The organism is Xanthobacter albus (genome assembly GCF_043194895.2).
Classification (GTDB): Bacteria; Pseudomonadota; Alphaproteobacteria; order Rhizobiales; family Xanthobacteraceae; genus Xanthobacter.
This window is the reverse complement of record NZ_CM195532.1, coordinates 1,628,221-1,640,318: the sequence shown is the minus strand read 5'-3', so window position 1 is coordinate 1,640,318 and position 12,098 is coordinate 1,628,221. Positions and strand designations below refer to the sequence as shown.

6 protein-coding genes are annotated in these 12,098 nt (G+C 70.1%); 5 read left to right on the top strand and 1 reads right to left on the bottom strand.

Annotation, left to right across the window (positions count from 1 at the left end):
• The first annotated feature begins 528 nt into the window (after positions 1-528).
• Both gltB and V5F75_RS07345 read left to right on the top strand, forming a co-directional pair.
• Entirely contained in the window at positions 529-5,241 is a 4,713-nt protein-coding gene (gltB, locus tag V5F75_RS07350) for a glutamate synthase large subunit (RefSeq protein ID WP_394035672.1), read from the top strand.
• A 282-nt stretch (positions 5,242-5,523) separates the two neighbouring features.
• Positions 5,524-6,945: a glutamate synthase subunit beta gene (locus V5F75_RS07345; protein ID WP_394035674.1), complete on the top strand. Its 1,422-nt coding sequence runs from the start codon at positions 5,524-5,526 to the stop codon at positions 6,943-6,945.
• Between the two features lie 209 nt (positions 6,946-7,154).
• Here V5F75_RS07345 and V5F75_RS07340 read toward each other — a convergent pair whose 3' ends face one another.
• Complete coding sequence (locus tag V5F75_RS07340; RefSeq protein WP_394035676.1) at positions 7,155-8,144, bottom strand: AraC family transcriptional regulator; 990 nt, start codon at positions 8,142-8,144, stop codon at positions 7,155-7,157.
• A 163-nt stretch (positions 8,145-8,307) separates the two neighbouring features.
• On the opposite strand from V5F75_RS07340, the gene V5F75_RS07335 reads away from it, so the two are divergent.
• Genes V5F75_RS07335 through V5F75_RS07325 form a run of 3 tightly spaced genes read left to right on the top strand, consistent with a single transcriptional unit; the run spans position 8,308 to position 12,015 of the window.
• On the top strand, positions 8,308-9,978 hold the full coding sequence (locus tag V5F75_RS07335; RefSeq protein WP_394035678.1) for an acyl-CoA synthetase: 1,671 nt from the start codon (positions 8,308-8,310) through the stop codon (positions 9,976-9,978).
• Between the two features lie 54 nt (positions 9,979-10,032).
• On the top strand, positions 10,033-10,800 hold the full coding sequence (locus tag V5F75_RS07330) for an SDR family NAD(P)-dependent oxidoreductase (protein ID WP_394035680.1): 768 nt from the start codon (positions 10,033-10,035) through the stop codon (positions 10,798-10,800).
• Positions 10,801-10,824: 24 nt separating this feature from the next.
• The gene (locus V5F75_RS07325) at positions 10,825-12,015 is read left to right on the top strand and encodes an acetyl-CoA C-acetyltransferase (protein ID WP_394035682.1); all 1,191 of its coding nucleotides are present in this window, start codon (positions 10,825-10,827) and stop codon (positions 12,013-12,015) included.
• Positions 12,016-12,098 lie beyond the last annotated feature (83 nt).

The window sequence follows — 12,098 nt, the reverse complement described above, 5'->3', positions numbered from 1 at the left end:
ATCCGTGGCGGCACTACATCCGCCCAATGCGGCACCGGTGGGACGGCGAGACGGCGGCATCGGCCCCGTGCGTGACGCTCCTTTGCCGGCCGCCTTCCGGCGCGCCGCAAGGCCGTTGCGTGCCGGGGCATGCGCCCGCACCCTATCTTTCGCAGCAGACGAGCCATGCGCAATTTTTGGTCATAAAGGTGTCAGAGACGCCACTGCACCGCTTGTGAAATGTTCAGTTTTCTGGCATCTTCCGATGGATAGGGAAGTCGTGCTGCCCTATCCCCCACATCGCAAGGCTCCTTCCGCGCAACGCACGCGCATGCGGATGGGCGCGCTCGGGCCTTATGGCGTGGAAGTTGCAGTGCACGGCGAGACAGATAGGCCATTGCGCCGGGGGCGGCCGCGCGGCAGTTTGGGGCGAACGGCACGAGCCGGACCGCGCCGCGGACCGCCGGGCGAAACCGCCGAAACGCAATGGGATCAGCCGGGCCGGAGGCGGAACGCACTTCGGCCCGACAATTGAAAAAGGGACGTAAAATGGCAGGGACTGATCGCAGGGATGGCTTGAGCGGAAGCGTGGCGACCGGTGCCGCCGCCGTGAAAGGCACGGCGATCGTCGGTCGTCCGGCCCCGTTCGGCCTGTTCGACCCGGCCCACGAGCGGGACGCCTGCGGCGTCGGCTTCGTGGCGGACATCAAGGGCCGCAAGTCCCACAAGATCGTCGAGGACGGGATCAAGATCCTCCTGAACCTCGAGCACCGCGGCGCCGTGGGCGCCGACCCGCGCGCCGGCGACGGCGCCGGCATGCTGGTGCAGATTCCCCACAGGTTCTTCGCCAAGGAGGCCGCGCGCCTCGGCTTCACCCTGCTCGAGCCCGGCAAGTACGCGGTCGGCCACATCTTCATGCCCCGCGACGCGGAAGGCCAGGAGATCGTGCGCGCCACCTATGAGCGCGTGGTGGCGGAAGAGGGCCTGGTGCTGCTTGGCTGGCGTGAGGTTCCCACCGACAATTCCTCCCTCGGCGTCAGCGTGCTGCCCACCGAGCCCGAGCACGTGCAGGTGTTCATCGGCCACGGCGAGGACATTACCGACGAGGACACCTTCGAGCGCCGCCTCTACGTGCTGCGCAAGGTGATCTCCAACAGCGTCTACAACGCCGGCGACGCCCGCATCGCGGGCTATTACCCGGTGTCGCTGTCGTGCCGCACCCTGGTCTACAAGGGCATGTTCCTGGCGGACCAGCTCGGCGCCTATTATCCGGACCTCTCCGACCCGGACTTCGAAAGCGCGCTCGCCTTGGTGCACCAGCGCTTCTCCACCAACACCTTCCCCGCCTGGCCGCTGGCCCACCCCTATCGCATGGTGGCCCACAACGGCGAGATCAACACCCTGCGCGGCAACGTCAACTGGATGGCGGCGCGGCAGGCGAGCGTGGATTCGGAGCTGTTCGGCGCCGACATCTCCAAGCTCTGGCCCATCAGCTACGAGGGCCAGTCGGACACCGCCTGCTTCGACAACGCGCTCGAATTCCTGACCCAGGGCGGCTACTCCCTGCCCCACGCGGCCATGATGCTGGTGCCCGAGGCCTGGGCCGGCAACCCGCTCATGGACGAGGAGCGCCGCGCCTTCTACGAGTACCACGCCTCCCTCATGGAGCCGTGGGACGGACCGGCCGCCATCGTCGCCACCGACGGCCGGCAGATCGTCGCGACCCTGGATCGCAACGGCCTGCGCCCCGCCCGCTACATGGTGACCACCGACGACACCATCGTGCTCGCCTCCGAAATGGGCGTTCTCACGCTCCCCGAGGAGAAGATCGTCACCAAGTGGCGCCTCCAGCCCGGCAAGATGCTGCTGGTGGACCTGGAGGAAGGCCGTCTCGTCCCTGACGAGGAGATCAAGTCCGAGCTCGCCAAGGCGCACCCCTACAAGGAGTGGCTGAAGCACACCCAGCTCGTCCTGGAAGACCTGCGCCCCGTGGAGGCGCGCGAGGTGCGCACCGACGTGTCGCTGCTCGATCGCCAGCAGGCGTTCGGCTACACCCAGGAAGAGCTGAAGCTGCTCATGGCGCCCATGGCCATCACCGGCCAGGAGGCGGTGGGCTCCATGGGCACCGACACGCCCATCTCCGTGCTCTCCAACAAGTCGAAGCCGCTGTTCTCCTACTTCCAGCAGAACTTCGCGCAGGTGACGAACCCGCCCATCGACCCGATCCGCGAGGAGCTGGTGATGAGCCTGGTGTCGTTCATCGGCCCACGGCCCAACATCTTCGATCTTGAGGGCACCGCCCGCCGCAAGCGGCTGGAAGTGCGCCAGCCCATCCTCACCAACGAGGACCTGGAGAAGATCCGCTCCATCGGCTTCATGGAGGAGCGGTTCGACACCCGCACGCTGGACATCACCTACGCCGCCGACAAGGGCGCTGCGGGCCTCGAAGGCGCGCTGGAGCACCTGTGCGACCGCGCCGAGGCGGCCGTGCACGGCGGCTACAACATCATCATCCTCTCCGACCGCATGACCGGGCCGGATCGCATCCCGATCCCGGCGCTGCTGGCCACGGCGGCGGTGCACCATCACCTCATCCGCAAGGGCCTGCGCACCTCCGTGGGCCTGGTGGTGGAGACCGGCGAGGCGCGCGAGGTGCACCACTTCGCCTGCCTCGCGGGCTATGGCGCCGAGGCCATCAACCCCTACCTCGCCTTCGAGACCCTGCTCGCCATGAAGGACGAGATTCCGGAGGAGGTCGACGACAAGGAGATCGTCAAGCGCTTCATCAAGTCGGTGGACAAGGGCCTGCTGAAGGTGATGTCCAAGATGGGCATCTCCACCTACCAGTCCTATTGCGGCGCGCAGATCTTCGACGCGGTCGGCCTCAACTCCGAGCTCGTGAACAAGTATTTCTTCGGCACCGCCACCACCATCGAGGGCATCGGCCTTGCCGAGATCGCCGAGGAGACGGTGCGCCGCCACCAGCTCGCCTTCTCCGACGCGCCGGTCTACCGCCTCGCCCTCGACGTGGGCGGCGAGTACGCCTTCCGCATGCGCGGCGAGGACCACGCCTGGACGCCGGACACGGTGGCCACCCTTCAGCACGCCGTGCGCGGCAACGCGCAGGACCAGTACCGCGCCTTCTCCGGCATGGTGAACGCCAGCAACGAGAAGCTGCTCACCGTCCGCTCGCTGTTCCGCATCCGCGAGGCGGAGGAGATCGGCCACCAGCCCCTCGACATCACCGAGGTCGAGCCCGCCTCCGAGATCGTGAAGCGGTTCGTCACCGGCGCCATGTCGTTCGGCTCCATCTCGCGTGAGGCGCACACCACGCTCGCCATCGCCATGAACCGGATCGGCGGCAAGTCGAACACCGGCGAGGGCGGCGAGGAGCCAGAGCGCTTCAAGCCCCTGCCCAACGGCGACAGCATGCGCTCCGCCATCAAGCAGGTGGCCTCGGGCCGGTTCGGCGTCACCGCCGAATACCTCGTCAATTCCGACGTGATGCAGATCAAGGTGGCCCAGGGCGCGAAGCCCGGTGAGGGCGGCCAGCTTCCCGGCCACAAGGTGGACGCGGTGGTCGCCAAGGTGCGCCACTCCACCCCCGGCGTGGGCCTCATCTCCCCGCCCCCGCACCACGACATCTACTCCATCGAGGATCTCGCGCAGCTCATCTACGACCTCAAGAACGTGAACCCCGACGCGGACGTGTCGGTGAAGCTCGTGTCCGAGGTCGGCGTGGGCACGGTGGCTGCGGGCGTCGCCAAGGCGCGCGCGGACCACATCACCATCTCCGGCTTCGAGGGCGGCACGGGCGCGAGCCCGCTCACCGCCATCAAGCACGCGGGCTCGCCGTGGGAGATGGGCCTCGCCGAGACCCAGCAGACGCTGGTGGCCAACGGCCTGCGCTCGCGCGTCGCGCTGCAGGTGGACGGCGGCTTCCGCACCGGGCGCGACGTGGTGATCGGCGCGCTCCTGGGGGCGGACGAGTTCGCCTTCTCCACCGCGCCGCTAATCGCCGCCGGCTGCATCATGATGCGCAAGTGCCACCTCAACACCTGCCCGGTGGGCGTCGCCACCCAGGACCCGGTGCTGCGCAAGCGCTTCAAGGGCACGCCGGAGCACATCATCAACTACTTCTTCTTCGTCGCCGAGGAAGTGCGCGAGTACATGGCCCAGCTCGGCTTCCGGAAGGTCGAGGACATGGTCGGCCGCGCCGACGTGCTCGACCAGCAGAAGGCCATCGACCACTGGAAGGCCAAGGGCCTGGACTTCTCCAAGCTGTTCGCCCGGCCCGAGCGGCCGGCCGACGAGCGCCTCGCCGGCATCCGCCACACCGAGCGCCAGCACCACCCCATCGAGAAGGTGCTCGACCGCACCCTCATCGAGAAGGCGGCGCCGGCCCTGGAGCGCGGCGAGAAGGTGGTAATCGAGACCCCCATCCGCTCGGTGGACCGTTCCGCCGGCGCCATGCTCTCTGGCGCGGTCGCCAAGCGCTACGGCCATGCGGGGCTGGCGGACGACACCATCCACGTGAAGCTCTCCGGCACGGCGGGCCAGGCCTTCGGCGCCTTCCTCGCCGCCGGCGTCACCTTCGACCTCGTGGGCGAGGCCAACGACTACGTGGGCAAGGGCCTCTCGGGCGGGCGCATCATCGTGCGGCCGCCGGCCCATTCGGCCATCGTGCCGGAGCACTCCATCATTGTCGGCAACACCGTGATGTACGGCGCCACCGAAGGTGAGTGCTACTTCCACGGCGTGGCGGGCGAGCGCTTCGCGGTGCGCAACTCCGGCGCCATCGCGGTGGTCGAGGGCACCGGCGACCATGGTTGCGAGTACATGACCGGCGGCGTGGTGGTGGTCATCGGCCTCACCGGGCGCAACTTCGCGGCCGGCATGTCCGGCGGCGTGGCCTATGTGCTCGACGAGGACAAGACCTTCGCCAAGCGCTGCAACCTCTCCATGGTCGACCTGGAGCCGGTGGAGGAGGAGGAGGACCTGCTGGAGCGTCTCCACCACCACGGCGGCGACCTGGAGTTCAAGGGCCGCATCGACGTGCACTCCGACATGTCCCGCCACGACGAGGAGCGCCTGCACCAGCTCATCGCCAAGCACCTGCACTACACGGGCTCGGCGCGGGCGCAGGCCATCCTCGACAATTGGGCGGACTACCGCTCCAAGTTCGTGAAGGTGATGCCGGTGGAATACCGGCGCGCCCTGCGCGACATGGAGAAGCTGCGCGGCCTCGTGGCGGCGGAGTAAGCCGACATCCGCCCTCGCCCGGCTCCCCCGCCCGCAAGCGGGGAGGGCCTGAGCGGGGGCGCCGCCGGCGGCCGCGGAGCGCCTCTCTCCGCGCGGCCCGGCCCGGCAGGGGCTCGCCCCTTCCCCCGCAAGCCGGCCGCCCGCTCGGCCCTCGCATCCGGCTCGGACCGGCGCAACACGTTCCGGCACGCCAATTCCGAGTCCTCAAGCTGTTATAATTCTTGTAATGGAGCAGAAGTGCGCAGACGCGGCGCGCGCGGCGGCTCCCGCAACGAGGTTCCAATGGGCAAGGTCACGGGTTTCCTGGAAATTGATCGGCGCGAGCAGAAGTATCAGCCCGCCTCCGACCGCATTCGCCATTTCCGCGAATTCACTCTGCCGCTGCCCGAATCCGAGGTGGTGAACCAGGCCTCGCGCTGCATGGATTGCGGCGTGCCCTTCTGCCACGGCCCCACCGGCTGCCCGATCCACAACCAGATTCCGGACTGGAACGACCTCGTCTATCGCGGCGAGTGGGAGGAGGCGGTCCGCAACCTGCACTCCACCAACAATTTCCCCGAGTTCACCGGCCGCGTCTGCCCCGCCCCGTGCGAGGAGGCCTGCACGCTGAACCTTGAGGACATGCCCGTCACCATCAAGACGGTGGAGCAGTCCATCGCCGACATGGGCTGGAAGAAGGGCTGGATCCGCCCCGAGCCCGCCGCCGTGAAGACGGGCAGGAAGGTCGCCGTGATCGGCTCCGGCCCCGCCGGCCTCGCCGCCGCCCAGCAGCTCGCCCGCGCCGGCCACGAGGTGCATGTCTACGAGCGCGAGCCCAAGGCCGGCGGCCTGCTGCGCTATGGCATCCCCGATTTCAAGATGGAGAAGAAGCACATCGACCGCCGCGTGGCGCAGATGGAGGCAGAGGGCGTCACCTTCCATTACGGGGTGAACGTGGGCGTCACCACGCCGCTCCAGGCGCTGCTCGACGGCCATGACGCGGTGCTGCTCGCCGGCGGCTCCGAGGCCCCGCGCGACCCGCAGCTCACCGGCCAGGAATTTGAGGGCGTGCACTTCGCCATGCCCTATCTCGTGCAGTCCAACCGCCGCGAGGGCGGGGAAGAGGTGCGCGAGCTTCCCATCATCGCCGCCGGCAAGCACGTGGTGGTGGTGGGCGGCGGCGACACCGCGTCCGACTGCGTGGGCACCGCCTTCCGCCAGGGCGCGCTCTCGGTCACCCAGCTCGACATCCGCCCGGTGCCGCCCATGAAGGAGGACAAGCTGGCGGTTTGGCCGTTCTGGCCCACCAAGTTCCGCACCTCCTCCTCCCAGGCCGAGGGCGCCGAGCGCGAGTTCGCCTGCGCCACGCTGGGCATCGAGGGCCGCAACGGCCGCGTCACCGGCGTGAAGTGCGCCCGCGTGGACGCCAAGCGCCAGCCCGTCGCCGGCACCGAGTTCGTGCTGCGCGCCGATCTCGTGTTCCTGGCCATCGGCTTCGCCCACCCCCTGCACGCGGGCATGCTGGCCGATACCGCCGTCGCCCTCGACAAGCGCGGCAATGTCAGCGCCAACGACGAGGACTACGCCACCTCCGTGCCCAAGCTGTTCGCGGCCGGTGACATGCGGCGCGGCCAGTCGCTCGTGGTGTGGGCCATCCGCGAGGGCCGCCAGGCCGCCCACGCCATCGACAAGGTGCTCATGGGCGCCTCGACCCTGCCGCGCTGAGCCCTTCAGCCCATCGCCGACCCGAGATCGGCCCCCTCTCCCGGCCGGGAGAGGGGGCTTTTTCATGCCCTGACGGCGATCACCGGCCCCGCAATCTTCGCCCTTGCCCCGCCCTTGCCCCGCGCCGGGCAGGTCCGCTCAAGTTTCGCGCGGGCTGGGCCTGGAGGCATTGAGCACGGCCGGCGAGAAAAGCTCACCGGCCTCCGGCATCAGCCCGCCGCCTCGGTGCGCCAGGCCCCCGGACTCTTGCCGGTCCATTTGCGGAAGGCGCGGTGGAAGGCGCTGGGCTCGGAGAAGCCGAGATCGACGGCGATCTCGGCCACGTCCCGCCCGCCTTCGGACAACGCCGCCATGGCGAGCGCGCGCCGCATCTCATCCTTGATGTCGCGATAGGCCTGCCCCTCCAGGCGCAGGCGCCGGCGCAGGGTGGGCTCCGGCATGCGCAGCTGGGCCGCCAGTTCATGGAAGCTCGGCCACCGGGCCGGCGGCGTGGCGCGCAGCCGCGCGCGCACCTTGGCCACGAGGCCCGCATCGTGCCGGTAGCGCACCAGGATGTTGGCCGGGGCCCGGCGCAGGAACTCGCGCAGCGCCCGCTCGTTGCGGATGGCCGGCAGCTTCAGGAAGTCGGCGTCGTAGGCAAGCCGGCTCTCGGGCTGGCCGAAGCGCACCGGCGCGCCGAAGAACTGGCCATAGTCCGCCCCATGGGCCGGCGGCCCGCAGCGGAAATCCACGCGCCTGAGCGGCACCCGCCGGCCCACCAGCCAACAGGTGATGCCGTGCACCACGATCCAGAACGTGCGGTAGGCAAAGGCCGAGCGCGGCGAGCCGGCATCCTTCAGCACCACCTGGGCGAGGCCATCGGCCACCACCAGCTCGCCGTGGGGGTCGTCCATCACGAGGCGCAGGAAGCGCAGGGCCCGCCGCAACGCCTGCTCCAGCGTCCGGGCCGAAAGGATGGCGTGGCACAGCAGGGTGAAGCTGCCGGAGCGCATGGGCCGCGCCCCCTCGCCGAAGAATTCGTCATCGATGGTGGCGGCGATGGCGAGCCACAGGGCGCCGTAGCGCTCGGCCGAGACCGGCTCGCGCACCACTTCCGGCAGGCCGGCACGGGCCAGCAGCGGGCGCTCGTCGATGCCGCGGCGGCGCAGGCATTGCAGCGCGTCCTCCACGAAGCCGGGCGAGATCATGCGCCGCTCCATGCGCTCCTCCCTCGCGCCGTGCCTGCCGGCCACACATGGCAAAACCGATCACGAATTTAGCTCCATTCGGTCATCGTATGCCACCCATCTTCGTCGCTAGATCGAGCCAACCGAGAATGCGTCCCCGCCCGTCCGGAAGCCGGGGACCGATGGAGGAACGAAAATGGCCGACGCCACGAATCCCGCCCCCTCCCATGCGGAGGCCACCCGCGACTTCCGCCTCGCCGACGTGGCGGCCCTGCTCGACGGCGACCTGGAGAGCGGCCTCAACGCCTGCGTGGAATGCTGCGACCGCCACGTCGCCTCCGGCGGCACCGCCCTCGACTGGGAGAGCGCCGACGGCCGGCGCGCCAGCTACACCTTCGCCCAGATGAAGGCGCTGTCCGCCCGCTTCGCGAACCTCATCACCGCCCAGGGCATCAAGCCCGGCGATGTGGTGGCGGGCCTCCTGCCGCGCACGCCGGAGCTGCTCATCACCATTTTGGGCACCTGGCGGGCGGGAGCGGTCTACCAGCCCCTGTTCACCGCCTTCGGCCCCAAGGCCATCGAGCACCGGCTGAAGACCTCCGGCGCGAAGCTGGTGGTCACCGACACCCACAACCGCCCCAAGCTGGACGAGGTGGAAAAGGCGCCCCAGGTGGCGCTCGTCACCCGCCCCGGCGAAGGCGCGCCGCGGCCGGGCGACCTCGACTTCCACGCCGAGCTGGCGCGCCAGGGCGAGGAATTCGAGCCCGTGCTGCGCAAGGGCACGGACCTCTTCCTCATGATGTCCACCTCGGGCACCACCGGGCTGCCCAAGGGGGTGCCGGTGCCGCTCAAGGCGCTGCTCGCCTTCCTGATCTACATGCGCGACGCGGTGGACCTGCGGCCCGAGGACAAGTTCTGGAACATCGCCGATCCCGGCTGGGCCTACGGCCTCTATTACGCGGTGACGGGCCCGCTGCTGCTCGGCCACGCCACCACCTTCTATGACGGCCCCTTCACGGCCGCCGGCACCTATGACGTCATCAAGCGCCACGGCATCACCAACCTTGCCGGCGCGCCCACCGCCTACCGCCTGCTCATCGCCGCCGGCCCCGAGGCGGCGGCGAAGGTGAAGGGCCAGCTGCGCGCCGTCTCCAGCGCCGGCGAGCCGCTGAACCCGGAGGTGATCCGCTGGTTCGCGGAGCATCTCGACGCCCCCATCTTCGACCATTACGGCCAGACCGAGCTGGGCATGGTGGTGAACAACCACCACCGCCTGAAGCACGCGGTGCACCCCGGCTCCGCCGGTTTCGCCATGCCGGGCTACCGGGTGGCGGTGCTGGACGAGGCGGGCCGGGAGCTGCCGCCGAACGTGCCGGGCGTGCTCGCCATCGACATGGCGCGCTCGCCGCTGCTCTGGTTCACCGGCTACTGGCGGCAGGAGACCCCGGCCATGGCCGGCGGCTACTACCGCACCGGCGACACGGTGGAGCTGGAGGACGACGGACGCATCAGCTTCGTCGGCCGTGCAGACGATGTCATCACCTCGTCCGGCTACCGCATCGGGCCGTTCGACGTGGAAAGCGCGCTCATCGAGCATCCGGCGGTGATCGAGGCGGCGGTGATCGGCAAGCCCGACCCCGAGCGCACGGAGATCGTGAAGGCGTTCGTGATCCTGCGCGAGGGCGTCGCCCCCTCCGAGGCGCTGGCGGAGGAGCTGCGGCAGTACGTGAAGCACCGCCTCTCGGCCCACGCCTACCCGCGCGAGATCGAATTCATGGCCGAGCTGCCGAAGACGCCGAGCGGCAAGCTGCAACGCTTCATGCTGCGCAACCGGGAAACCGGCAAGGGCAACACCGGCGCCGCCTGAGGCGAAGCCCGCGCGGCCCGAGGGGCCGCGCCCAACGATAAGGGGGAGGAACCCATGCAGACCAAGGACCGCGTGTTTCTCGTCACCGGCGCCGGCTCCGGCCTCGGCGCCGCCGTCTCCCGCCTGCTGGTGGGCGAGGGCGCGAAGGTGGTGGGGCTCGACATCAACACCGCGGCCGGCGAGGCCGTCGCCGCCGAGCTGGGCGAGAGCTTCCGCTTCCAGAAGGCGGACGTGACCAGCGAGGCGGACGGCCTCGCCGCCGTGGCGCTGGCGAAGGCGGCGTTCGGCCACGTGCACGGCCTCGTCAACTGCGCCGGCGTCGCGCCGGGCGAGAAGGTGGCGGGCCGCGAGGGGCCGCACAAGCTGGAGAGCTTCGCCCGCGCCGTCTCCATCAATCTCGTCGGCACCTTCAACATGCTGCGGCTCGCGGCCGATGCCATCGTGAAGGAGGAGCCGGGCGCCGACGGCGAGCGCGGCGTCATCATCAACACCGCCTCCATCGCCGCCTTCGACGGGCAGATCGGCCAGTGCGCCTATGCCGCCTCCAAGGGCGGGGTGGCGGCCCTCACCCTGCCGGCGGCGCGCGAGCTGGCGCGGTTCGGGGTGCGGGTGGTCACCATCGCCCCCGGCATCTTCGAGACCCCGATGATGGCCGGCATGGCCCAGGAGGTTCAGGACGCGCTGGGCAGGAGCGTGCCGTTCCCGCCCCGGCTCGGCCGGCCGCCGGAATATGCGGCGCTGGTCGCGCACATCATCGGGAACATCATGCTGAACGGCGAGGTCATCCGCCTCGACGGCGCGCTGCGCATGCCGCCGCGCTGATCGCAAGAAGGGAGGAAACAACACATGACGGCTTCTGATCCCATCGTCATCGTCGGCGCCGCCCGCACCCCCATGGGCGGCTTCCAGGGCGATCTCAAGGATGTGAACGCCTCCACCCTGGGCGCCGCCGCCATCGGCGCCGCGCTGGAGCGCGCGGGCCTTCCGCCCGACCAGGTGGAGGAGGTGGTGTTCGGCTGCGTGCTGCCGGCCGGCCAGGGCCAGGCCCCGGCGCGCCAGGCGGGGCTCGGCGCCGGGCTGCCGCTTTCGGCGGGCGCCACCACGATCAACAAGATGTGCGGCTCCGGCATGAAGGCGGCCATGTTCGCCCACGACCTGCTCACGGCGGGCTCGGCCGGCGTGGTGGTGGCGGGCGGCATGGAGAGCATGACCAACGCCCCCTACCTGCTGGACCGCGCCCGCGCCGGCTACCGCATGGGCCACGGCCGGGTGCTGGACCACATGTTCCTGGACGGGCTGGAGGACGCCTACGACAAGGGCCGCCTCATGGGCACCTTCGCGGAGGATTGCGCGCAGGAATACCAGTTCACCCGCGAGGCGCAGGATGCCTTCGCCATCGCCTCCCTCACCAAGGCGCAGAAGGCCATCACCGACGGCTCCTTCGCGGCGGAGATCGTTCCCGTGACGGTGAAGGCCGGCAAGGCCGAGCGCGTGGTGGCGAGCGACGAGCAGCCCCCGAAGGCGAAGCTCGACAAGATCCCCACCCTCAAGCCCGCCTTCCGCGAGGGCGGCACGGTGACGGCGGCCAACTCCTCCTCCATCTCCGACGGCGCGGCGGCGCTGGTGCTGATGCGCCGCTCGGAGGCGGAGCGGCGCGGGCTCACCCCGCTCGCCGCCATCGTCGGCCACGCCACCCACGCCCAGGCGCCGAGCCTGTTCACCACCGCCCCCGTCGGCGCCATGCGCAAGCTCGCGGAAAAGACCGGCTGGGCGCTCGGGGATGTGGACCTGTTCGAGATCAACGAGGCCTTCGCCGTGGTGCCCATGGTGGCCATCAAGGACCTCGCCCTGCCGGAAGAGAAGGTCAACGTGCACGGCGGCGCCTGCGCGCTGGGCCATCCCATCGGCGCTTCCGGCGCGCGGGTGATGGTGACGCTGCTGGCGGCGCTGCAGAAATATGGCCTGAAGCGCGGCATCGCCTCGCTCTGCATCGGCGGCGGCGAGGCGACGGCGGTCGCCATCGAGCGCCTGAACTGAACCCTGGCGCCCCGGCCCCCTCCGCGGGGGATGGCGGAGCCGGGGCGCCGGAGGGCGGCATCCGGACCGGGCCTGCGCCTGGG

Coding starts and splice junctions, on each gene's coding strand:
- gltB (WP_394035672.1), top strand. CDS start 529: ATGGCAGGGACTGATCGCAGGGATGGCTTGAGCGGAAGCGTGGCGACC.
- V5F75_RS07345 (WP_394035674.1), top strand. CDS start 5,524: ATGGGCAAGGTCACGGGTTTCCTGGAAATTGATCGGCGCGAGCAGAAG.
- V5F75_RS07340 (WP_394035676.1), bottom strand. CDS start 8,144: ATGGAGCGGCGCATGATCTCGCCCGGCTTCGTGGAGGACGCGCTGCAA.
- V5F75_RS07335 (WP_394035678.1), top strand. CDS start 8,308: ATGGCCGACGCCACGAATCCCGCCCCCTCCCATGCGGAGGCCACCCGC.
- V5F75_RS07330 (WP_394035680.1), top strand. CDS start 10,033: ATGCAGACCAAGGACCGCGTGTTTCTCGTCACCGGCGCCGGCTCCGGC.
- V5F75_RS07325 (WP_394035682.1), top strand. CDS start 10,825: ATGACGGCTTCTGATCCCATCGTCATCGTCGGCGCCGCCCGCACCCCC.